A 23657-nucleotide genomic window follows, 5' to 3' on the forward strand; every position below is an offset into this window, starting at 1 on the left:
TAAGCGTGACCGCCCTTGTGGAGAACCCTCACGCGACCCTCGGCGTCACGGATCACAGCCGGTCGCCTGGCAGAGATCTTGGCCGCGGGGCCCTACGCTGAGCAACATGAACCCCTCGGTTGACGACACGTGCGTCATGATCGACGGGCCGTGGTCGCACCGCTTCGTCAGTGCCAACGGCACAAGGTTCCACGTCGTTGAAGCGGGCACCGGCCCGCTGGTGTTGTTCCTGCACGGCTTTCCCGAGTTCTGGTACGCGTGGCACAACCAGCTCACCGCGATCGCCGACGCGGGCTTCCGGGCCGTCGCGGTCGACCTGCGCGGCTACGGGGCCAGCGACAAGCCACCGCGCGGTTACGACGGGTACACGATGGCGGGCGACGTCGCCGGCCTGATCCGCGCACTCGGCGAGCGCACCGCGTACCTCGTCGGCGCCGGCTATGGCGGCATGATCGGCTGGGCGACGGCGGCCTTCCACCCCAAGCTGGTCCGCCGCCTGGTCGTGCTCGGCGCGGCCCACCCGCTGCGGCTGCGCGCCGCGCTCGCCACCGACCCCCGCGGCCAGCTCGCCGCCGCCCGGCCGGTGCTGAAGTTTCAGCTGCCGCGGTTCGAGCACGTCCTGACCAGGAACAACGCCGCGCTGATCGGCGAATACCTGGCGATGTGGGGCGGCCCGGACTGGGTCGGCACCGACGAATACCGCGACTACGAGCGCTGCTGCCGCGAGGCCATGCGCATCCCGCAGGCCGCGTTCTGCGCGCTGGAGACCTACCGGTGGGCCGCTCGTTCGGCGCTGCGGTTGCAGGGGTACCGCTTCATCAAGCAGCTCCAGACGCCGATCATGGCGCCCACGTTGCAGTTGCACGGCGCTGCGGACACGGCTGTCCTTCCCCGCACCGCACAGGGTTCGGGCCGCTACGCGCTGGCTGAGTACGAGTGGCGCCTGCTGCCCCGAGTCGGACATTTTCCGCATTTGGAGCAGCCGGAGCTCATCACGGGCGAGATCCTGCGGTGGATCAAGACGGGCTAAACCCGGTATTCCCGGAGTTCGCTGACATCGGCGCGGGGCGCCCAGCCCTGATACACGCCGTAGTCGAACTCCTCCAGGCCGAGTTCGGCGGCGACGGTCGCCTTGCCGCCGGTGTATTCGACCCGCAACCATCCGTCATGCTCGCCGAGCACGATGAACGGCTCGTCCCGCCAGAAGCACGTGGTGCGGACGTAGGCGAAGTCGACCTCGCTCAGCGGCACGACCCGCCGGAACCGGCCGGCCCGCACCTCTTCGAAGCCCTCGCTCGGGTCGGGCCGGTACAGGCGGACGTTGTCGCCGTCGGGGCTGGCCTCGTACTCCGCGCCCTGCCAGCGGGCCGCGTAGCCGTCGCGGATCACAGGTCCTTGCCCCTCCGCCACGCCGGACCGTCCGCATCGAGGCGGGCGATCAGCTCCTGCTGACCGTCGCGCCGCAGCCGCCACAGCTCCGCGTGGTGCGGCAGCCGCGCACTGTCCACCTTGAACTCGGCGATCACGTCGTTGTTGTCACTCGGCGCGAACCCGTTGCCACGGAACGGCGGCCGCTCGATGACCCACCCCTCCATCGCCCGCATCGCCGCCTCGTGCGGTCCGCCGTACGGGATCCGGTACAGGTCGCCGCGGTACGCCTTCCAGCGCAACACGTACGCCTCCTCGGCATCCGGCTTGAACGACGATCCCGCGTACCCGAGACCCAGCGCCTGATAGAGCTGCTCGGGCGTCTGCAGGTGCGCCACCTCGCCGGCCCGGTGCACGAACCCGGACACCCGGTCGTAGCCGCGCTCCAGGTAGTAGGACAACTGCTCGGGCGAGATCGGCTTCTGCATCAGCAGCGGCCCGCTGGACACCTGCGGCTCGAACGCCGGCCGCGGCTGCTGCGCCGGCTTCACGACCGCCGCCGGCGCCTCGGGCTCGTCGACGCCGAGCCCCAGCTCAGCGGCCCACGTCGCGAGCTGCACGACCTCCGTGCCGGGCAGCACCGCCCCGATTGGCGAGTCCGGGTTGACCGCGAACGCCAGCTGGTCCCCCGGCGGCCAGTTCCGGATCAGCCGCGTGAACTTGATCCAGCTGCCCTGCGTGTCGGCCAGCCGGTCCGCCAGCCGCTCCACCGACGTGAACACCACCAGGTGCGGCAGCCCGTTCATGTGCTCGGTCCGCCACGACGCCGGGTCGATCGGCCCCTCGCCGGACCATCCCGGCACGAGGATCTTGGCCAGCAGCAGCGTCGACAGGAACCGGTCGGTGCTGTTGGCCTGCACCGCCTCGAACAGGTCCTGCTCCACGGTGTTCACCGGCCGGAAGTCCCGCGCCTGCGCCGCCGCCGACTTCACCGGCACCGTCGCGGGCGGCGTGACCACCTCCGCGTCGACGATCTCCGCGTGCAGCCGAACCGGCGGCTCATCGACGACCTCGGGCTCGTAAACCGTCTCGAAGAACGACCTGACGTCCTGCGACGGCGCCGCTTGGGTCGCGTTTTCCGCCGGTGTACCGGCAGAGCCTTCCGCCCCGCCAAAGAACGACACGGGAGCACCCCGGTCGGCTGCCGACTGGCCGATCGCCTGCGTGGATTCGGTGTCGTCCCGCCCGGCCGTCGACCGCCCGCTCGGCGTCGTGCCCCATGGCTCCGCCCGGCTGCCGGCCGCGCCGTTCTCGGCGGACCATGCGCCGTTCTCGGTGGACCACGCGCCGGCTTCGTCGGTGGGCCGGGTGCTGGTCTGTCCGGTGGCGCTGGATCGGGCGACGCGCTCCTCGATGGCCCGAAGCTGCTCGGCCAGCTCGCGGGCGGCAAGCTCCTCGGCCGCCTTCGCCTGCGCGGCCCGCTCCTCGATCGCGCGCAGCTCCGCCGCCAGGTCGAGCCCGGCCGAGCCTTCCGACGGCCGCCAGGGCTCGAACGCGCCCTGCCCGCTGCCAGGTCCGGCATCCTGGTCCTGCGCCAGCCAGCTCAGCGCCGCCCGCTGCTCCGCGGCCCGATCGAACGCCGCCCGGTCCCGCTCGACCTCGGCCCGATCGGCAGCGGCCCGCTCCGCGTCGGCCTGCTGAGCCGCAAGGTCACGAGCCTGCTGGTCGGCCAGGTCGCGGGCCGCCTGCGCGGCCAGGTCGCGGTCCCGCTGCTCGGCGAGTGCCTGCGCTTCTTGCGCCGCCAGTTCCCGAGCGGCCTGCCGTGCGGCAAGCTCCTGGTCGGCGAGTTCCTGAGCGGCCTGCCGTGCGGCAAGGTCTCGAGCGGCGTCCTGCTCGGCGAGTTCGCGCGCCGCGTCCTGCGCAGCAAGCGCACGGGCCGCGTCCTGCGCAGCAAGTTCGCGTGCGGTCTCCTGCGCGGCCAGCTCACGGGCGGCCTGCTCGCGGGCTTCCTGTTCACGGGTGGCCAGCTCGCGCGCTGCCTGCTGGGCGGCGATGTCCCGGGCTGCCTGGTCGCGGCCTCCCTGGTCGCGGTCGCCTTGGTCACGGCCGCCTTGGTCACGGCCGGCGCCCTGCTCACGGCTGGCGGCCTGGTCGCGGCCGCCCTGCTCGAACGCACTCGGTCCCCACGGCGCCGGCTCAAGCGGGGGCTGCTCGCGCTCAGGCGCCCCGAACGAGCGGCTCGGCGCGTCGAACTCCGAAGGCTCGGTGTCGGCGAAGAACGGATGTTCGTCCAGGTCGGGCAGCCGCCCGAACCCGGCGGCCTTGGCCCGACCCTTGACCGGACCGAACAGCGACCCGGGCTCGTTGACCGGCGCCTCGACCGAAGCGGCCGGCGGCTCGTCAACCTCGGGCGCCTCGATGTCCAGCCGACTGAACCCGGGCCGGTCGAATACCGGCCGGTCGAACGGCAACGGCGGCTCGGCCTGCGCCCGCCACGACGGCTCCTCGCCCCGGGTCCCGCCCAGCACCTCGCCACTGAGCGCAGCCTCGCCACGTCCCACGACCTCGCCACGGGACCCGGCCACGCCCCAGGACGCGATGTCGCCACGAGCTGCGACGTCGCCACGAGCTGCGGCTTCACCAGGCGCCGCGAGATCGCCACGGGACGCGAGGTCACCGCGGGACGGGAAGTCGCCACGGGACGCGAAGTCGCCACGGGACGGGAGGTCGCCACGGGATGCGGCTTCACCAGGCGCCGCGAGGTCGCCGCGGGACGGGAAGTCACCGCGGGGCCCGGGATCGCCCGGGGCGGACAGGAAGCCGCCCTGGTCGCCGGGGCGTGGGGCGGGTTCGCCGGCGCTGGGCCGGGGGTCGTCGCCACGGAACACGGCGGGGTCGTCGCCACGGAACATGGCGGGATCGTCGGCCTTGGCCCGGCCGGTCGCCAGGAACCCACCGGGCGGCTGCAGGAACCCGCCCTCGCGGGCCGCCGTGCCACCCTCGCCAGCACCGAACGCGCCAGGATCGACCAGCCCGGGACGCATCGGCAGCACGCCGGCGTCGGCCTGCTCGCCGCGCGGCGGCAACGGATCGGAGGGCCGCGGCCGCGCAGGCAAGCTACTCGGCCGACCCGGCAGGGCACCAAGACCGCCGGCACCAGGACGGGGTGGCAGCGAACCCTGATCACCGCTACCGGGCCGCGACGGCAGGTACCCCTGATCGCCACCACCCGGCCGCGACGGCAAGGAACCCTGATCGCCTGCACCAGGTCGGGAAGGCAGCGCGCCGCCCTCGCCGGGACGGAAGGCGGTGTCGGGGCGGTCGCCCGGTTGGCGGGTCGGCAGCGGTGGAGCGGTCGACTGCGGCAGGTCGGGCGGTGGTTGCCACGCGGCCGGGATCACCGGGTCGGCGTGTTCGGTGAAGATCTCGCCGAGGCTGCGGGCGGGTTCGCGGCGCGGCCAGTATCGCCGCGGGTCGCCGTCGCGGTCGTCCTGATCCGGTCCGTCGCCGCCGCGCGACGGTAGCCCGCCGCCGAGGCCGCCGGTCGTCAAAGGCCGGCCGGGCAGACCGCCAGAGCCCGGCGCGGGCGACGTCGGCCGCATCGGCAACCCACCGGAACCCGGCGCCGGCGAGGTCGGCCGCATCGGCAACCCGCCAGAGCCCGGAGCAGGCGACGTCGGCCGCATCGGCAACCCGGACGAACCGGGCTCAGCCGCACCAGGTCGGGTCGGCAGACCGCTGGAGCCCGGAGCAGGCGACGTCGGCCGCATCGGCAACCCGGACGAACCGGGCTCAGCCGCACCAGGTCGAGTCGGCAGCCCGGACTCCCCAAGGCCAGGGCGGCTGGGCAGCCCCGACGCCCCGGGTCGGCTGGGCAGGCCCGCGGAACCCGGAGCTGGTGACGTGGGTCGCATCGGCAGGCCGGCACCGCCAGACGCGGGTCGGGTGTCCGCGCCCGGTGACCATCCCGGCGAGCGGCCCGGCACGTCGGGCTTCAGGTCCCCGAACAGCTCCCGCTCGCCCGGAACGTCCAGCGAGGAGCGGTCGGACTCGTCGAACAGCCCGGACCGGCCCGGCGCGGCCGGAGGCACGGGCGGCGCGGCGGCGGCAGGTGCGACCGGCGGGCGGGGGCGGCGGAAGTCGGCGGGCCGTTCATACCCCGCGGCGCCCGTCGTGCGCTCATAGTTGATCGGGCGGTCCGCCCGCGTCGGCAGGAACGCCCCGGGCGGCGCCACGTCGGGCGGCGGCACGTCCCGCTTGGGCGGCGGCCCGGACGGCGAGCGTCCGGCGGCGAACGCGGCCGCTGCGGCACCCGGCCGAGACCCGGGCTGGCCGAGCGGCGGCGCGGACGAGGGTGCGGGCGGTGCGGACGTCGGCGAGGGCGGCGCGGACGTCGGTGCTTGCGGAGCGGACTGCGGCGCCGCCTCGGCCTTCATCCGGTGGCGCTCGATCGGCGTCGGCGCGGGCTGGTTGGGCACGCTGCGGACCGGCACTTGCGCCGTCGCGCGGGCACGCGAACCGGCGGCCTGCTCGATCCTGGCCCGGGCGCCGAGAGTGCGGCCCGGCAGCCGAACGTCGCCGCGAGTGATCTGTGTCACGAACCACGACGGCAGGTAGCCCTCGATCGGCAGGCCGGGGTTGACCGCGAGCCACCACTCGACATTGGGCCAGATGGTGGACAGGTCGCGGAACGGCACCCGCCGGTGCGTGCCGGGGTGCCCGGCGAGGCACTCGCGGAGCGCCTCGGGCGACGTGAACGCCAGCACGTGGGTGCGGCCCTCGGTCGTCCACGTGCCCCAGCCTGAGTCGCCGCTCTGCGCGCCCTCGGGTGCGACGGGCAGCATGATGTCAGTGCGGGCCAGGATGCGGAAATACTGCTCCTGGTCGTTGGCGCGCAAGGCGTCACGCATGGCGCCTTCGGCCTCGGTGGCCGGCTCCCACTCGCTCACGGCCACCCCCTCTGTCGGGCTCGGAACCGCCGCGCTCGCGAAACTAACCTATACGGCCACGGCAATCCGAGGGGTGCGACCCAACAAGCGCTCCGGCCAGCATAGCGATCGAACCGCCTCCGAACCCAGGCCTGTCTCACGAGCGTCACCGTCCGAGGGTCGAACAATTACCATCTGCGCATGCCGCGTCCCATCAGACTGGCTGTTTTGACTATTTCATGCTGCCTTGTCGGCTTCGGTGTCGCACCCCCGACGGCCGAGGCGCAGGCTCCGCCGTCGTGCCCCGGGCCGATCCGCCCGCCCGCACCGGCACCAACCGGTGTGCCGTGGCCATCCCAGGTGTACGACCAGCGCAAGCTCTCCCCTCTCGCCGACGGCTCTGGCGTGACGGTCGCTGTCGTCGATTCTGGTGTCGACGCCAGGCACCCGCAGCTCCGGGGCGCGGTGCGGGCGGGGCCCGACCAACTCGACGGCGGAGGATCACTGGTCGACTGTGTCGGGCACGGCACCGGGGTGGCGGGGATCATCGCCGCCCGGCCGGCCGCCGGCTCGCCACTGCAGGGACTCGCGCCAGGCGCCACGATCCTGGCGCTGCGGGTCAGCGAACTGGTCGAGCTGGAGGACGGCACGACCGCCGGCCGGCGGGGCAGCCCGGCAGGGGTCGCGGCGGCGATCCGGGCGGCCGTCGAGCGGGGCGCCGGGGTGATCAACCTGTCGCTGGTGTCGTACCAGGACAGCGCCGACGTGCGCGAAGCGGTCCGGTTCGCGGTGTCACGGGACGTGGTGCTGGTCGCCGCCGCCGGCAACCGCTTCGCGGAGGGCAACCGGACACCGTTCCCCGCGGCGTACGAGGGGGTCATCGGCGTCGGCGCCATCGGCCCGGACGGGCAGCGGGTGGCGGGCTCGCAGACCGGCCCGTTCGTGGATCTCGTCGCGCCGGGCGCCCAGATCGTGACGACCGCCACACCGCAGGGGCTGATGACGGTGGAGGGCACGAGCTTCGCGGCACCGTACGTCGCGGCGACGGCTGCTTTGCTCCGCCAGTACCAACCGGGCATGACGGCACCACAGATCGCGGCGCGACTGGTGGCGACCGCCGACGGTGGCGTGGCCGGTCCGGGTTTCGGCGCCGGCGTCCTCAACCCCTACCGGGCGCTGACGGAGGAGACCGGGGCGGCACCGGAGCCGGGAGGGCAGGCGCTTGCTCCGGTCGCGCAGGACCCACGGGCCGCGGCGAGGGCCGAGGCGCAGAGTCGCACGCTGGCGCTGTCCGGGCTGGGCGTGGGACTTGCCGCGCTGATGCTGCTGATCGCGGTCGTGGGGCCGCGTGGGAGGCGCCGAGGCTGGCGCCCAGGCGTCCAGCGACAGCCCGAACCGCCGGATGCGACCTCCGGCGACCGGGCCGCACCTGCATTCGGCAGCCGCCACTGACGGCACCGTGCCGCTCCACGCCGCGCCGCCCCCCGTGCCGCCCCGTGCCGTGCCGCCCCGTGCCGTGCCGTGCCGCGCCGCGCCGCGCCGCGCCGGAGCGTCCGACCGCCGGACCGGGACCGGCTCGCGGCAGGCTGAAGGCCCGGCCCGCGGACTCGTCGCGGGCCGGGCCGTCGCGCCAGCTCAGCGTTGCGGGAACAGGTGCCTGTTGCGCTGCTCCGTCTCCAGGTAGCGCCGCATCGACTCGTCCAGCGCGACCTTGATCTCCCGTAGCGTCGCGGCCAGATCACCGCCCGCCCGCTCCCAGTTGGCCTGGCGGGCCGCATACGCCTCCCGCGCCTCGCCCTGCCATCCCGTGGTCAGTCGCCGGCCGAGCTGCGTGACCTCCTCGAGCCGGGCGTTGAGCGTGTTGAGCGCGCTCTGGATGGACTGCCCGGCGTGATCCATGGCGGCGAAGTTGACCACCAGTGTGTCGTCCATGAATGTCTCCCGTCCGGCTCAGAGCGGCAGGTGCTGGGTGCCGATGCCCCTGAAGCGGGCTCCGGCGTCGGCGTCGGTGACCTGGTAGTTGCGCCCGGCGGACCTGAGGCCCTCGGCGGTCTCCAGCAGGTTCTTGTTGAGCGTCTCCTGGTCCCGGTTCCACGCGTGCTTGACCGTGTCGAACGACCGGCCGCCCGCGCCCTGCCAACCGGTCCTTGTCGTCTCCAGCTCGCGCATCAGCGTGCTGAGCATGCTCTGCAGCTCGCCGTTGACCTGCTCGAACCGTTGCGCGGCGGAATGCAGCTCGGCCTGCTGCGCCTGTGTCGTCTGTGCCACGGTGATCTCCCCGTCTCTCGTGTCGCGGACCCGCCGACGGTATCGGCAGTCACCGATCGACAACCAGACGTAATTCCTCCCTGTGGATAACTTCCGGCATTTCGCCCGTCCTTTACGATGTACCGCGTGGCGGATGGCCGGTCGTTCATCAAGTGGGCCGGCGGGAAGACCCGCTATGCGGCGCAGCTGGTCGCCGCGGCGCCGCCGTTCACCGGCCGCTATTGGGAGCCCTTCATGGGCAGCGCCGCCGTGTTCTTCGAGTTGCGGCCGGCCAAGGCCGTGTTGTCCGACGCCAATCCCGAGCTCGTCGCCTGTTTCCGCGCCGTGGCCGCGTGGCCCGAGGCGGTGATGGAGCGGCTCGACGCGCTGCCCAACACGGCGGAGCGGTTCGCCGAGGTGCGTGCGCAGGATTCCGCCGGCCTGAGCGACGTCGAGCGGGCCGCCCGCGTCATCTACCTGAACAAGACCGCGTTCCGTGGGCTGTGGCGGGTCAACCGGCGGGGTGGGTTCAACGCACCGTACGGCGCGTATGACCGGCCGTACTATCGCCGGGAGACGCTGCTTGCGGCCTCGGCGGCGCTCGCGGGGGTGGATATCCGGCGCTGCGACTTCGAGGAGCCGCTGCGTGAGGCGGCGGCCGGCGACTGGGTGTTTCTCGACCCGCCGTACCTGCCGGAGGGCGGATTCGCGGACTTCAAGCGGTACACCGCAGGCCAGTTCCGCGACGCGGACCATGAGCGACTCGCCGCCGCGATGCGCGACGCCACGGGCCGCGGGGTCCTGATCACGATGACCAACAGCGACACGGACGCGACCCGCCGCATCTACGGCGACTTCACCGCGACCACGATGGCGACCCGCCGCGACATCAACCTGCGATCCGATGCCAGAGCCAGCTCGGACCTGGTGCTCACGAACTATTGAGCGCGTGCTGCCTGCTCGGGGTCGAGGGCCGGCCCGACCGGGAGGAGTCCGACGAACCCGCCCGGCACCGTGACCGGCTCCACGCCCTGGTAGCCGAGGGCGGACAGGACGCCGGCGACCGGTAGCGCGTGCCGCCGGCCGAGATCCGTGACCAGTGTGAGGTTGCCGGTGTCGGTACGCACCAGCGCGCCGCCGCCCGGTGCCACCACGATGCGGTCGGCCAGGACGGTGCCCGTCGCCGACACCGAGGACGTCTTGAGGTCGCGGGCCGCATCGGGCAGCGTGTTGCCGGTTGTGATGGTGGCGGCGCTGGTCGTACACATGGCGCCGGAGACATCGTCGAGAAGCTGTGGCACCGCGGTGGGCAGGTCGGCGCCGGCCGCGAACGGGCGGACCTGGCGGTCCTGGACCAGCGTGGCGAGCTCGCCGGGGGTGAGCGGCAGCAGCTCGCCGCGGCCCTGCACGGCGGCGGTCTCCGGCGCGGCGAGCAGCAGCGCGGCCTGCAGTGGTGTCACCGAGGCGAGCCCGTCGCCGGTCATCATGAACGCGTCCACCCTGTCCCCGCTCCGGACGCCGAACAGCTGTCCGGTGACCTTGCCGGCGACCTTGCGCCCGCGGTCGGTGACAGCTGGTGTGACCAGGTCGGCGCCGGACGGCACCGCGTGCAGGAACGCCTGCGCGACCGCTGTCTGTGGCCGGCCGGACCACACCAGCGCGGGTAGCACGGCGCCGGGCTGGCGGATGAGGTGCCTGCGTCCGTGAAACAGCAGGTACAGGGCGTCCGTGGGGCCGGTGACCAGCAGCCCGTGGTCGCCGAGCCCGGTGCCGCCACTGGGTCCGTGGTCGGTGATGAACAGCACCGATTCCTCGTTGTTCGCTCTGCTGCTGGAACAGACTGTCCACGGGTCGCGGCGCAGGTTCGCCGCGGCGGGCAGGGAGGCGGGCGCGCCGGGGATGCCCAGCGTCGCGCCGCGCGGCGCCTCGGCGAGGGACTTGGCGGAGACCGCGACCGTCTTCGCCCCGGGCTGGTTGAGGATGAGCAACGCGGACGCCTGATTGAGGACCGGATGGAGGCGTTCGTCGCGGTACACGAAAAGCGCGCCGGACTCCTTCTCCACGATGATTGCCCGGTCGTTGCGCCATTTGCCAGAAGTGCCCGGCACGACCAGCGCATACGCCGCCGCTCCGCCAACTCCCAGCGCCGCAAGCAGTATTCCGACGAGCGTTGCCCCTGCTACTCGTCGAAACGGCGATCTCGGCGGGTCCGTCTCGCGCATGACCAATGCGGCCACGACCCGCTGGACCATGAACTGGTACGAATGCAGCTGGTCCTGCCGCGACGCCATGCGTTCCTCCCAAAACTGTCGTACCGGCGCCCTACGATATTCCTCAGATCGCATAGGCGGGGGGCGATATGAGCAAGGCTGTGCGCATCGTGCTCGCGCAGGTCGCGCTGGCATTGTTGGTCTTGGCGTGGACGGTCCATCCAGCGTGGGCGCTGGCCGCCGCCGTGCCGTTGGGGCTGCAGGTCCGGCCGCCCAGGCGGCGTGGGTCGTCACCGGCGGATGCCGGGCTGCTGGCGACGGGCGCCGGGCTGCTCGCGGTGATTCGACCTGGCGCCGTCATGACGCCGGTCGACATCGACGGCGTGGACGTCGGCGTGCTCGAGGACGCCGACGGGCTGGCCGCGACGATCCGGGTCGGCGACCTGACCGACCTGCTCGGCGACGCCCTGCCACCGATCCCGCCGCTCAGCGCGCTGCTCCCCCCGCCCGCCCCGGACCTGCCGGAGGCGCGGATCCAGCTGCTGGTCAGCGCGACCGCCGCCCCCGACCCGGGCGCCGGCGCGACGCCCTGCGCCACCTCCTATCGGCAACTCACCGACGGCCGCGGGCTCGCGCACCTCCAGGTCCTGCTCAGCCTGCGGATCCGCCGCGCCGGCGGCTATCAGCGCGAGGACCTGGAGCGCAGCCTCATCGCCGCGATCCGCCGCGCCTGCCGCCTGCTCGGCAAGGCCGGCCTGCCGGCCCGCCCGCTGTCGCCGCCGTCGGCCCTCGCCGCGCTGGCCGACGCGGCCGGGCACCGCCCCGACCGGCCGGTCCGCGAGACCCGGCGCGGCCTGGAGGTCGGCGGGCTGCCGCAGGCGGTGTTCCGGTTGCGCCGCTGGCCACAGGACGGTCCGCTCGCCGACCGGCTGCTGACCCTGCCCTGCTCGGCGGTGACCGTCGCGCTCACCGCCACCGGCGGCGAGGACACCTGCCGCGCCGAGCTGACCATCCGCCTGGCCGCGCCCACCCCGACCGCGCTCGACCACGCCACCGCAGCGCTGCACCAGCTCGCCGCCGGGCTCGGCGCCGAGGTCGCCCGCCTCGACGGCGCCCCGCTCGACGCTCTCGCCGCCACGCTCCCCCTCGGTGGTGGCGCACCGGCCGGCGCCGCCGCCCTCGCCGGCCTCCTCGCCGGCCGCGACGACCTCACCCTCGACGGCACGGACGCCCCGCACGTCACCACCGCCCACCTCGCCGCGCTCGAGCCCACGGCCGGCGGCGACGGCCTGATGCTCGGCGTCAACCGGCACGGCACCCCGGTGGTGATCCGCCCGTTCCGCGCCGAGCCGACCCGCGCCGTGCTGATCGGCGGCCTGCGCTGCGCGGAGATGCTGACCCTGCGCGCCCTCGCCCTCGGCGCCCACGTCACCGTCCAGTCGACCCGCCCCGACGCCTGGTCCTCGTTCCTGCGCGGCCTCGGCGATGAGCCGGTCACCCTGCTCCCAGCCGGCCGGCCCGCCGACCCACCGCCTGCGACGGCGCTCGACCCTCAGCTGCTGGTCATCGACACCGGCCCCGTCGACGGCGGCCCCACCCCTACCGTCGCCGAGTCAGCCTGGCGCGCCATTCTGGTCGTCCGCGACGACCTCACCACCGCGGACGCCGACCTGCTGACCCGCGCTGACCTCGTCCTGCTGCAACCCCTGACACCGGCCGAGGCCGTGATCGCCACGGAGGTGCTCGGCCTGACGGAGTCGGCTTCCTGGCTCACCCGCATCGCCCCCGAGATGCTCGGCATTGTTGTGAGCCGCCGGACCGTCCGCTGGGCCCACCTGTCCCCGACTCCGGTCGAACTCCAGCTGACCGGCGGCCCCGCCCGCTGACCCACTCTTCGCCTCTCCACCTGGAACCCATCGCAAGGAGGCTGCGCGACACTTCCCCACCGGCCTGCCCCCACCCACGTACTGACGCACGCCCACCATCCACAGGGTGCGGATTACGACGCCGCCCGCGCTGATGCAGCCGAGGTCCGGTTGACGACGGATCCGTCCTCACGCGGGCTGGCACATCCGCAACACTTTGACCGGGGGTCCGGGGTCGCCGACGTCGCCTCAGGCCATTGCCAGACCTCATCCGTAACGACCTGCTCAGCCGGCGTGCCAGGCTGCGGGCGCAGGAGAACGGCCGCCCGCCGCGCCTTCAACGGCCTGGCCGTCCAGCGTGGCATTCAGCACGGGCGGCAACCACGGCAGGCGGCCCGCATGCAGTCGGCCACCTGCTCGAACACCCGTCGTTCGGGCGGCGGCCACGCTGCCGAGAGCTCGCTCGTGGCGCGGCGGGGTGATCGCCATCTCGAACGCTTTCGGTCCGGTCGACGGGGGCATGCGTGCCGTGAACGCGGGAGCCACAGCGCGAACGGCAAGGTCGACGACCGGCTGGTCGTGATCGAAGTTGTCCTATGGCGATGCAGACAGCCGTGAGGTGGCCGGCCCGCGGCAGGTCATCAGGGGGTGATGCGGGACCAGCACGGGTGAGGGCGGGCGGGGGAGGTGGTGTGCTGGTCGGGGTGGGCGGCGGGGTATCCGCGGTTGGAGGGGCGTGGCACGATCACCCGCATGGGAATCCTCATCCGGCTCGGCGTGAGTGCGTTCACGGTGTGGCTGGCCACGCTGGTGATCCCGGGCATCACTGTTGAGGGGACGACCGGGCGCAAGGTGCTGACCGTGCTCGTCGTCGCCGCGATCTTCGGGATCGTGAACGCGGTGTTGCGCCCGATCATCAAGACCATTGGTTGCTGGGCGTATCTGTTGACGCTTGGGCTGATCTCGCTGGTCGTCAACGGGTTGTTGTTGATGCTGACGAGTTGGATCGCTGAGAAGCTCGATCTGGCGTTCCACGTCGACGACTTCTGGCCGGCGGCGGTGCTCGGGGCGTTGTTCATCGGCATCGTCAGCTGGGTCATCAACCTTGTCATCCCCGACGGTGGCGACAAGGACCGGAACCGCCGCCGTCAGCCTCCGCCTCCGCCGCCCCGCCAGCAGTACTACCCGCAGAACTACCGGTAGCAGAGAACACACCAGAACGACCCGGTGAGGGGCGGTTGGCCGACCGCCCCTTACGGTGAGCAGTGTGGAACCGCTGCGCCGTGGGTACTTGTCCGCATTGGCCGCCAACATCATGTGGGGCGTGTTCCCGCTGTACTTCCGGGCGTTGCGGCCGGCGGGGGCGGTCGAGGTGCTCGCGCACCGGATCGTGTGGTCGCTGATCTCGGTCGCGGTGCTGCTGACCGTGCTGGTGCGATGGCAGGTCCTCAGGGCGCTGGTGAAGGACACGAAGCGGCTTGCCGGGATCTCCGTGGCGGCGGTGTTCATCGCGGTCAACTGGGGTGTCTACATCTTCGCCGTGGACACGGACCGGGTGGTCGAGGCGTCGCTGGGATACTTCATCAACCCGTTGTTCGTGATCCTGCTCGGGGTACTGGTGCTGCGGGAGCGTTTGCGACGGTTGCAGTGGGTGGCGCTCGGGGTCGGCACCGTGGCCGTGGTGGTGCTGAGCGTGGACTACGGGCGGTTGCCGTGGATCGCGTTGACGCTCGCGGGGTCATTCGGCACCTACAGCCTGATCAAGAAGCGGCTCGGGTTGCCGGCCGGTGAGGGGCTGTTCCTGGAGTCGGCGGTGCTGACGCTGCCCGCGATCGGGTATCTGGTGTGGCTTGCCTCGCGGCATCAGGAGACGTTCGGCACGGTGTCGGCCTGGCACACCGTGCTGCTGGCGGGCAGTGGCCTGTTGACCGCGGTGCCGCTGCTGCTGTTCGCGGAGGCGGCGAACCGGGTGCCGCTGTCCGGGCTGGGGATCCTGCAGTACCTGACGCCGACGCTGCAGCTGGTCCTGGGTGTGCTGGTGTTCCACGAGCCGATGCCGCCGGCGCGGCTGGCCGGGTTCGTCATCGTCTGGTGCGCCCTGGCGATCTTCACCTGGGACGCGATCCGGCACAGCCGGCAGCGCAGAGCCGAGAAGGCGGCCGCCGTCGAGAAGACGGCGACCGCCCAGCCGGGTCTAGCGGTGTGAGTGAGACGAGCGGGCTTCAGGCGTTGAGGACGAGCAACGGCGTGCCGTCGCCCTTGCGGATCTCGATCTTCTGGATGTCGCCGCGCTGGATGCGGCTGTGGGCCTTGAGGTCGTACTCGTCGCCGACGCCCGCGGTCCACGAGTCGAGTTCCTCGGGCTCGCCGGTCTTCGGCACGACGTAGAGCTTGTAGGTCCACTTGCCGTGGCCCGCGGCGGCGACCGGCTTGTACGCGCACTGCATCCGCACGACGGTCCCGCCGGGCTCGTTTTCGAGGGCCAGGCTGGCGGTCACCGGTACCGTGGCGGCCACCTCCTGCATAGCGACGAAGTCCGGCTGTCCAACCCCCGCGGAACGCACCCCGATGACGGCGAGCACGCCGAGGCAGGCGGCGACGAGCGCAGTCCCCACACTCTGCCAGCGACGGCGCCGCCGGTCGGTGCGCCGGCTGCGCTGCGCCCGGTCGAGCACCCTGGGCAGCAACGGATCGGCGGGAGAGGCCGCCGAGGCCGCCGAGACCGCTGACGGTCCGGCCCAGGACGCCTCCGAAGGAACGGCGGACGGTCCGGCCCAGGAGGCGGTCGCGGGAGCGGCCGACGGCCCGGCCCAGCCGGGCGGTACGTCGTCCGCGGCGAGTGCCTGGGCGACGTCCGGGTCCAGCTTGCCGAGCAGCGTCGGCAGTTCGCCGAACTCGGCCACTTCCGCACGGCACTGCGCGCAGTCCGCGAGGTGCCGCTCATATGTCTCGCGCTCGGGCGGCGACAATGCTCCCAAAACGTATACGGCCGAGTCATGGAGGTGTTCACACCTCATTGCTCACCCCCAACTCCTCAAGGACGACCTTCAGCGAACGCAGTGCGTAGTAGGTCCGCGACTTGACGGTGCCCGGGGGCACGCCCAGCCGTTCGGCCGCCTCGGCGACCGAGCGTCCCTGGTAGAAACACTCCACCAGGACCTCGCGGTGCGGTCGGGAAAGTCGGGTCAGCGCCTCCGCCAGGACCCAGGACTCCACCGCGCGCTCGGTCTCGTCGACCACGACCGGGGATTCCGGCATCTGGTCGGTGAAGACCTCGCCCACCCGCGCGGAGCGTCGCCGCCACGCGTCGATGGCGAGGTTCCGTGCGGTGGTGAAGAGCCAGGCCCGAACCGAGCCGCGGGCCGGGTCGAGCGCCTCCGGGTGTTGCCAGGCCCGTAGCAGGGTTTCCTGCACGAGGTCCTCGGCCCGTTGGCGGTCTCCGCCGGTCAGTCGCAGCGCATGGGCGAACAGCGCATCTCCGTGCTCCTTGTGGAGCGCCTTCAGCAGCAGGTCAGCATCGTCTGTACTCACGCCTTGGCACTATCCGCATCCCTTCCACTGGCTTCTACGCACTAATACGCACAGTGGTTCAAGGGGGCGTCACATGTCATTGACCCGACACCCTGGGGTGCCGAAAAGGTGCCGAAAAGGTGCCGAGAAGCGGAGAAGGGCGCTCCCACGCGGTGGGGGCGCCCTTCTTCACGTGCTCCTTCAGCCGCTCATTCGGCCCATTCGGCCCATTCAGCTCATTCCGCCAGGACGGTTGCCAGGTGGTGCGCGGTGGCGAGCAGCCGGGTCCGCACCACCTTGGCCGAGGACATCAGCTCCGCCGGCGGCAACGCGCAGGCCAGCACGACCCGGCGGTCCGGGTCGCGGTCGGTGACCACCATGACCGCGGCACACGCCAGACCCTGGCGGAACTGCCCGATCTCGATCTGCATGCCGCGACGTTCGCCGGCAGCCAGGTCGGAGTCGAGGGCCTCCGGCGACGTCAGTGTCGCCGAGGTGTACGCGCGCATCCCGTACTCCTTCAGGAAGCGCCATCGTTGGTCCGCGCTCATCGTGGCGAGCAGCGCCTTGCCAAGTGCCGTGGCGTGTGCGGCGTCGTCGTAGCCCGGCACCAGCTCGTCGTACGGCGGGGTCCGTGGACCCTCCGCTGACGCGGTGACGGCGATCCTGCCGCCGATGAAGCGCCCCAGGTAGTGGCTGTACCCCGTCTCGGCCGCGGCTCGGCGCAGCCGGTCTGTGACGGCGCTGGGCCCCCGGAACGCGAGGACCAGCTCCCGGTAGCGGTCGGCAATCTCCAAGCCGACCACGTAGGTGCCGTTCTCACGCCGTATTACGTAGCCCTCGTATGCCAGGGTGCGCACGAGGTGGTAGGTCGTCGCGACCGTGAAGTCACATCGCCGGGCGATCTGCTTCACGGTGAGGCCGCGTGGTGATTGACCCACGGCCTCCAAGACTCGTAGTGCCCTCGACACGCTCCGGATGAGGTCCGAGGGTTCGGCCTGTGGATCACGCACCGCCGCCCTCCCCAGCCGCAGCAGTAACTGGATTCACACCATATGAAACTGGAGAGGGTCCAGGGAACAGTTTGATCATTTGTGGCGCGAGGTGAGGGAATCCGAGCGCTCTGCACATGGCGATGAATGGCTCATTCCGGACATGGGTTGTGTGCAGTCATGTCTTCGACACGCCGCGTGATGTGAGTACCGTTCGATCACGACCCATGAAGTCTGTGTAAGTAGAGCGCTGTTGCTTGAGTAAGCACAAGGCGAGTGCTGCAGAGCCACTCCTGGCTGTTATCACGTCGTCGCGAGTTGTTGTGAGGGCAGGTATCAGTGCCACAGAGCATTGAGCAATGTGGCACCCAGCCGTCAGCGCCGGCGAAGGGCCAGTGGAGCGCCGTCCCGGAGCGGGGAAACGCGGTAAGGATCAGTTGGTGCGGTCGGCGATGAAGTCGCACAGCGACTCCAGGGCGGCCCGCGCCGGCACGTGCGGCAGCGGGGCCAGGCACGCCCGGGCACGGTCCGCATAGCCCCGGACGGTCTCGCGGGCCTGCTTCAGCGCCGCGGACTCCCGCAGCAGCGTCAGCGCCTCCGCGTGCAGGGCGTCGTCGGTAACCGGCCCCGCGGACAGGATCTCGCGCAGGCGGATCGAGGTGGCGTCGCCGTCGCCGGAGGCCAGCGCATAGAGCACCGGCAGGGTCGGCACGCCTTCACGGAGGTCGGTGCCGGGGGTCTTGCCCGACTGGGTGCTCTCGCTGGCGATGTCGATCAGGTCGTCGGAGAGCTGGAACGCGATGCCGAACGTCTCGGCGAACGTTGCGAGCGCCTCGATCTCCTCGTCGCTGCAGCCGCCGAACATGCCGCCGAAGCGGGCGCTGGTCGAGATCAGCGAGCCGGTCTTCTGCGAGATGACCCGCAGGTAGTGCGAGATCGCGTCCTCGCCCTGCAGCGGGCCGGCGGTCTCGGCGACCTGGCCGTGCACGAGGCGGGAGAACGTGCTCGCCTGGATCTTGACCGCGTCGAGCCCGAGCTCGGTGGCGACGGCGGCGGCGCGGGCGAACAGATAGTCGCCGATGAGGATGGCCAGGGAGTTGCCCCAGCGGGAGTTGGCGCTGGGCGCGCCACGACGCACGGCGGCCTCGTCCATGACGTCGTCGTGGTAGAGCGTGGCGAGGTGGGTCAGCTCAACCACCGCGCCGGCCAGCACGACCTCACGCGCGCTCGGGTCGCCGAAGTGCGCCGCGAGTGCCACCAGCATCGGCCGGAACCGCTTGCCACCCGCGTTGAGCAGGTGGCGGGCCGCCTCGGTCACCAGCGGGTTGGCACTGTCGACGGAGTCGACCAGCACCGTCTCGACGTCCCGGAGGATCGCCATGACGCTGCTTTCCAACGCCGGATCGGCGAAGGTCAAGCCGACAGACGCACCCGATTGCACGGTTCCCGTACTCACCACAGCTCCAACGATGCCATAGCCTGTCCGATCAGCTTGCGGCGCCCTCATACAGCGACGCCCCCACGTGGTTCACCACGGGGGACGTCACGGCACGCAAGCCCTTATTTACCGACGAATATCCCCGCGTGCTCGGTCGCCTCGATCAACACGCTCGGGGCAACACCCAGCACCAACGTCGCGACGGTCCCGATGACCAGCGCCGCTGCCGTCATCGCGCCCGGGATCGACACCGCAGGGGTCGTCTCGCCCGGCTCCGACAGCCACATCATGACGACCACCCGCAGATAGGGGAAGGCCAGAATGGCGCTGCTCACCACGCCGGCGATCACCAGCCAGGTCTGGCCGGCGTCGATCGCCGCCGCGAAGATGCCGAACTTCGCGGTGAAACCGCTGGTCAGCGGCAGACCGGCGAAGGCCAGCAGGATGAACGTGAACAGCGACGCGTACAGCGGCGAGCGGCGCCCGAGCCCGGCCCAGCGCGACAGGTGCGTCGCCTCGCCGTCGGCGTCGCGGACAAGGGTCACCACGGCGAACGCGGCGAGGACCGTGAAGCCGTAGGCGACCAGGTAGAACATCGAGCTGGACAGGCCCCGCTCCGAGATCGACAGCACGCCCAGGAGCAGGTAGCCGGCGTTGGCGATCGAGGAGTAGGCCAGCAGCCGCTTGATGTCGGTCTGCGTCACGGCCAGGATCGCGCCGACGAGCATTGTGATGACCGCCACCGTGCCGAGCACCTGCTGCAACTCCCACTCAGTGCGGGAGAAGCCCACGTAGACCAGCCGCAGCAGGCCACCGAACGCGGCGACCTTGGTGCAGGCCGCCATGAGCGCGGTGACCGGCGTCGGCGCGCCCTGGTAGACGTCAGGGGTCCACACGTGGAACGGCACCGCCGCGGCCTTGAACAGCAGGCCGATGGAGAGCATCGCCAGGCCGACGTAGAGCAGGATGTCGTCGTTGGCCGAACTCTGGATCGCGGTGTCGATCGCCTTGAAGTCGACCTGGCCGGCGTAGCCGTAGATGAGCGCGATGCCGAACACGAAGAACGCCGAGGCGAACGAGCCGAGCAGGAAGTACTTGAGCGCGGCCTCCTGCGACAGCAGCCGGCGGCGGCGGGCGAGCGCGCACAGCAGGTACAGCGGCAGCGAGAAGACCTCCAGCGCCACGAACATGACCAGCAGGTCGTTCGCGGTGCAGAAGAGCAGCATGCCGGCGAGCGCGAACATCGTGAGCGGGAAGACCTCGGTCGCCCCGCTCGTGCGCGCGGCCTGGTCGCGGTCGGCGTCGGTGTTGGCGGTGACGGCGGCCTGCGCGACGAACGCGCCGCCGGTCTCCAGGCTCCGCTCACCGATCAGCAGCAGGGACACGATGCCCAGCACGATGATCGCGGCCGACAGGAACATGCCGGGGCCGTCGATGGCGACCGCGGTCTGCGCCGTGAGCTCATCGGTGCTGCCCTCGCGGATCACCATCACCAGCGCGGCGACAAGGCCGAGCAGCGACAGGGACAGCTGCACGGTGTGCCGCACACGCCGCGGCACGAAGCCTTCGACGAGCACCCCGATGCACGCGACCCCGAACAGGATCAGCATCGGCGAGAGCGCCGCGTAATCCAGGTTCGGCAGTTGGAGTTTGTCGTTCACTTGCCGGCCTCCACGGTGCCTGCGGTGGCTTTCGGGTCGGTGACGTGCATGTCCGTCATCGTCGCCTTGATCGCCGGGTTGATCACGTCGATGACCGGCTTCGGGTAGAAGCCGAGCACGATGATCAGCAGGATCAGCGGCGTGACGACGGCGGCCTCACGCACCGACAGGTCCCGGCTCATCGCCTTGATCTCGAGCAGCTTCGGGTTCGTGGTGCCCTGCGTGGTGCGCTGGATCATCCAGAGCACATAGCCGGCGGCCAGGATGATGCCGGCGGTGGCGATGACGGCCACCGTCTTGTTCACCGTGAACGTGCCGATCAGTACCAGGAACTCGGAGACGAACGGCGAGGTGCCGGGCAGCGCGAGCGAGGCGAGACCGGCGATGAAGAACACCCCGGCGAGGATCGGCACGAGCTTGCCGGCACCGCCGAAGTCACTCACCAGCGCGCTGCCGCGGCGGCTCACCAGCATGCCGACGACCAGGAAGAGCAGGCCGGTCGCGAGGCCGTGGTTGACCATGTACAGGACCGCGCCGGTGCCCGCCTGGGTGGTGAAGGCGAAGATGCCGATGCCGATGAAGCCGAAGTGGGCGATCGACGTGTAGGACACCAGCCGCTTCAGGTCCTGCTGGCCGATGGCCACCAGCGCGCCGTACACGATGCCGACCACCGCGAGCGTCAGCCCGAGCCAGGCGAAGTGCTTCGAGGCGTTGGGGAACAGCGGCAGGCAGTAGCGCAGGATGCCGAACGTGCCGACCTTGTCCATGACGCCGACGAGCAGCGCTGCCGAGCCGGCCTGCGCCGCGCCACCGGCGTCGGGCAGCCAGGTGTGGAACGGGAAGAACGGCGCCTTGATCGCGAAGGCGAGGAAGAAGCCGAGGAACAGCCAGCGCTCGGCGTTGACCCCGAAGTCCGCGGACAGCAGCGTCGGCCAGTCGAAGGTGTGACCGCCGAGCACCCACAGCCCGACCACCGCGGCGAGCATGAAGAGCCCGCCGACGAGGGAGTACAGGAAGAACTTGACTGCCGCGTACTGCTTCTGGTGACCGCCGTAGGAGCCGATGAGGAAGTACATCGGCACGAGCATGACCTCGAAGAACACGTAGAACAGGAACACGTCCTGTGCGGCGAAGACGCCGATCATCGTGGCTTCCAGGGCCAGCAGCAGCGCGAAGTACGCCGGCACCGAGCGCTTGCTCTTGTCCGCGTCGTGCCAGGACGCGAGCACGACCAGGGGCACCAGCAGCGCAATCAACGCGATCATCACCAGGGCGATGCCGTCGACCGCGAAGGTGAACTTGGCACCCCACTGCGGGATCCAGGTGTAGGACTCGCGGAACTGGAACCGCTCGCCGGTCGGCTTGAACTGCAGCCACAGCCCGACGGTCAGCGCCAGGATCAGCAGCGACCAGCCGAAGGCGGCGCGTTTGGCCAGCTCCGGTTTGTCCTTGGGCAGGAACGCGATCCCGGCCGCGCCGACGAGCGGCGCCACCGTGAGCACGGTCAGATATGGAAAGGAGCTCATCCGAACGTCACCGCCAGCATGGCGGCCACCACGAGCACCGCGCCTCCAAGGATGGACAGGGCATAGGAGCGCACGAAACCGGTCTGCGCCCGGCGGAGCCGCCCGGAGCCGCCGCCGACCCCCGCGGCGAGGCCGTTGACCAGGCCGTCGATGCCGCGGTTGTCGATGTAGACCAGGGCCCGGGTCAGGTAGCGACCCGGCGCCTCGAAGACCGCCTCGTTGAACGAGTCGGTGTAGAGGTTCTTGCGGGCCGCGGTGACCAGCGCGCCGGCCGGCTCCTCCGCCAGGGCGGTGCCTTTGTTGAACAGCGCGATGGCAAGGCCCGCGCCGAGCACCGTGACGAGCAGCGAGAGCCAGGTGACGGCGTCATGGCCGAGAGCGCCGTGGACCTTCTCCGCCTCCTCCGTCCCATAGACGGGGGTCAGCCACTCGGGCACCGAGGTCTTCAGCAGATACCCGGCGCCGACCGAGCCGGCCGCCAGCAGGATCAGCGGGATCGTCATGATGGCCGGCGACTCGTGCGGGTGGTGAATGTCCTCGGTCCAGCGCTCCGGGCCGTGGAACGTCAGCCAGAACAGCCGGGTCATGTAGAAGGCGGTCAGGCCGGCACCGAGCATCGCCGCACCGCCGAAGACCCAACCCTGCCAGCCTTCACGCTCGAAGGCCGCCGCGATGATCGGCTCCTTCGAGAAGTAGCCGGACAGGAGCGGGAAGCCGATGATCGCCAGCCAGCCCAGGCCGAACGTGACCCAGGTGATCTTCATGTATTTCCACAGCCCGCCGAAGCGGCGGATGTCGACCTGGTCGTGCATGCCGTGCATGACCGAACCGGCGCCGAGGAACATGCCGGCCTTGAAGAAGCCGTGCGCCAGCAGGTGGACCAGGGCCAGGGCGTATGCCGCGCCGCCGAGACCGACGGCGAGGAACATGTAGCCGATCTGACTGACGGTCGACCAGGCGAGGACCCGCTTGATGTCGTCCTTCGCAGTGCCGATGATGCAGCCGATGAGCAGCGTCAGGGCACCGACGGAGACCACGACCAACTGGGCCGTCTCGTTCGCGTCGAAGATCGCGTGCGACCGGGCGATCAGATACACGCCGGCGGTGACCATTGTCGCGGCGTGGATGAGCGCCGACACCGGGGTCGGGCCCTCCATGGCGTCCGGGAGCCAGGCCTGCAGCGGGAACTGGCCGGACTTGCCGGCCGCGCCGAGCAGCAGCAGGAGCGCCATGGTCAGGACCACGCCGCTGCTGAGCTTGTTGACGTTGTTGAACACCTCGGCGTAGTCGACCGTGCCGAGGTAGGCGAACATCATGAAGATGGCGATCGCGAAACCGGCGTCACCGACGCGGTTCATCAGGAACGCCTTCTTGCCGGCGGTCGCCGCGCTGGGCTTCAGATACCAGAAGGAGATCAGCAGATAGGACGCGAGGCCGACGCCCTCCCAGCCGAAGTACAGCATCACGTAGTTGTTGCCCAGGACCAGCAACAGCATCGCCGCGACGAACAGGTTGAAGTAGCCGAAGAACTTCCGGCGGCCCGGGTCGTGGTCCATGTAACCCACCGCGTAGAGGTGGATCAGTGACCCGACACCGGTGATCAGCAGGACGAACATCGCCGACAGCGGGTCGAACAGCAGACCCAGGTCGACCTTGAAGTCCCCGACGCCGATGTAGTCCCACAGCTTCAGCTCGACGCCGCTGCGGTTCTCGAGCCCGCGAAGCGTGAAGAAGTAGGTCAGCCCCAGCACGAAGGACGTGGCGACGCTGAGCACGCCGAGCCAGTGTCCCCAGCGGTCGGCGCGCTTGCCGAGCAACAGCAGCACTGCCGCGCTGGCCAGCGGGATCGCGGGCAGCAGCCAGAACGTGCCCAGCCACCCGTTCGCCGCCGTGTAGGCGATTGGTTCCACAA

16 protein-coding genes and 2 pseudogenes are annotated in these 23657 nt (G+C 71.1%); 6 read left to right on the plus strand and 12 right to left on the minus strand.

Annotated elements, in window-relative coordinates; translation table 11 throughout:
- Positions 1–106: 106 nt before the first annotated feature.
- Positions 107–1030 carry an alpha/beta hydrolase gene (locus AB0K00_RS01295; protein ID WP_363513410.1) on the plus strand — a complete coding sequence of 308 codons (924 nt, stop codon included), beginning with the start codon at positions 107–109 and terminating at the stop codon, positions 1028–1030.
- On the opposite strand, the gene AB0K00_RS01300 is transcribed toward AB0K00_RS01295, so the two are convergent.
- Both AB0K00_RS01300 and AB0K00_RS01305 read right to left on the minus strand, forming a co-directional pair.
- Positions 1027–1389 carry a hypothetical protein gene (locus AB0K00_RS01300; protein ID WP_363513413.1) on the minus strand — a complete coding sequence of 121 codons (363 nt, stop codon included), beginning with the start codon at positions 1387–1389 and terminating at the stop codon, positions 1027–1029. The genes AB0K00_RS01295 and AB0K00_RS01300 overlap by 4 nt on opposite strands.
- Positions 1390–5897: 4508 nt before the next feature.
- Positions 5898–6317: pseudogene (locus AB0K00_RS01305) on the minus strand (SseB family protein); the annotation flags it as partial.
- A gap of 384 nt (positions 6318–6701) precedes the next feature.
- Here AB0K00_RS01305 and AB0K00_RS01310 point away from each other — a divergent pair.
- Positions 6702–7748, plus strand: a complete 1047-nt coding sequence (locus AB0K00_RS01310; RefSeq protein WP_363513416.1) for a S8 family serine peptidase — start codon at positions 6702–6704, stop codon at positions 7746–7748.
- 183 nt (positions 7749–7931) lie between these two features.
- Here AB0K00_RS01310 and AB0K00_RS01315 read toward each other — a convergent pair whose 3' ends face one another.
- A complete protein-coding gene (locus AB0K00_RS01315) occupies positions 7932–8228 on the minus strand; it encodes a WXG100 family type VII secretion target (RefSeq protein ID WP_363513419.1) in 297 nt (98 codons plus the stop codon).
- An 18-nt stretch (positions 8229–8246) separates the two neighbouring features.
- Entirely contained in the window at positions 8247–8564 is a 318-nt protein-coding gene (locus tag AB0K00_RS01320) for a WXG100 family type VII secretion target (RefSeq protein WP_327007012.1), read from the minus strand.
- A gap of 126 nt (positions 8565–8690) precedes the next feature.
- Here AB0K00_RS01320 and AB0K00_RS01325 point away from each other — a divergent pair, with 126 nt between their 5' ends.
- Positions 8691–9488, plus strand: coding sequence for a Dam family site-specific DNA-(adenine-N6)-methyltransferase (locus AB0K00_RS01325; RefSeq protein ID WP_363513422.1), 798 nt, complete (start codon positions 8691–8693; stop codon positions 9486–9488).
- Here the strand turns inward: AB0K00_RS01325 and eccB are convergent.
- Positions 9482–10834: a type VII secretion protein EccB gene (gene eccB / locus AB0K00_RS01330; protein WP_363513425.1), complete on the minus strand. Its 1353-nt coding sequence runs from the start codon at positions 10832–10834 to the stop codon at positions 9482–9484. The genes AB0K00_RS01325 and eccB overlap by 7 nt on opposite strands.
- A gap of 68 nt (positions 10835–10902) precedes the next feature.
- Between eccB and AB0K00_RS01335 the strand changes: the two genes are divergently transcribed.
- The 3 genes and pseudogenes from AB0K00_RS01335 to rarD all read left to right on the plus strand — a co-directional run bounded on the left by AB0K00_RS01335 (position 10903) and on the right by rarD (position 14824).
- A complete protein-coding gene (locus AB0K00_RS01335) occupies positions 10903–12639 on the plus strand; it encodes a type VII secretion protein EccE (protein WP_363513428.1) in 1737 nt (578 codons plus the stop codon).
- 732 nt (positions 12640–13371) lie between these two features.
- A pseudogene (locus AB0K00_RS01340) lies at positions 13372–13731 on the plus strand (phage holin family protein); the annotation flags it as partial.
- Between the two features lie 154 nt (positions 13732–13885).
- On the plus strand, positions 13886–14824 hold the full coding sequence (gene rarD, locus AB0K00_RS01345) for an EamA family transporter RarD (protein WP_363513431.1): 939 nt from the start codon (positions 13886–13888) through the stop codon (positions 14822–14824).
- Positions 14825–14840: 16 nt separating this feature from the next.
- Here the strand turns inward: rarD and AB0K00_RS01350 are convergent, their stop codons facing one another.
- The 7 genes from AB0K00_RS01350 to nuoL form a co-directional block, all read right to left on the minus strand.
- Positions 14841–15635, minus strand: a complete 795-nt coding sequence (locus tag AB0K00_RS01350; protein ID WP_363513434.1) for a zf-HC2 domain-containing protein — start codon at positions 15633–15635, stop codon at positions 14841–14843.
- Complete coding sequence (locus tag AB0K00_RS01355; RefSeq protein ID WP_363513437.1) at positions 15625–16149, minus strand: sigma-70 family RNA polymerase sigma factor; 525 nt, start codon at positions 16147–16149, stop codon at positions 15625–15627. The genes AB0K00_RS01350 and AB0K00_RS01355 overlap by 11 nt, the downstream gene beginning before the upstream one ends.
- Positions 16150–16364: 215 nt before the next feature.
- Entirely contained in the window at positions 16365–17141 is a 777-nt protein-coding gene (locus AB0K00_RS01360; protein WP_363513440.1) for an IclR family transcriptional regulator C-terminal domain-containing protein, read from the minus strand.
- Positions 17142–17553: 412 nt separating this feature from the next.
- Positions 17554–18627, minus strand: a complete 1074-nt coding sequence (locus AB0K00_RS01365) for a polyprenyl synthetase family protein (protein WP_363513443.1) — start codon at positions 18625–18627, stop codon at positions 17554–17556.
- A 53-nt stretch (positions 18628–18680) separates the two neighbouring features.
- On the minus strand, positions 18681–20219 hold the full coding sequence (nuoN, locus tag AB0K00_RS01370; RefSeq protein WP_363513446.1) for an NADH-quinone oxidoreductase subunit NuoN: 1539 nt from the start codon (positions 20217–20219) through the stop codon (positions 18681–18683).
- Positions 20216–21745, minus strand: coding sequence for an NADH-quinone oxidoreductase subunit M (locus AB0K00_RS01375; protein WP_363513449.1), 1530 nt, complete (start codon positions 21743–21745; stop codon positions 20216–20218). Before AB0K00_RS01375 ends, nuoN begins: the two co-directional genes overlap by 4 nt.
- Entirely contained in the window at positions 21742–23655 is a 1914-nt protein-coding gene (gene nuoL, locus AB0K00_RS01380) for an NADH-quinone oxidoreductase subunit L (RefSeq protein ID WP_363513452.1), read from the minus strand. The genes AB0K00_RS01375 and nuoL overlap by 4 nt, the downstream gene beginning before the upstream one ends.
- Between the last annotated feature and the right edge of the window lie 2 nt (positions 23656–23657).

Source organism: Dactylosporangium sp. NPDC049525 (assembly GCF_040676755.1).
Lineage (GTDB): Bacteria > Actinomycetota > Actinomycetes > Mycobacteriales > Micromonosporaceae > Dactylosporangium.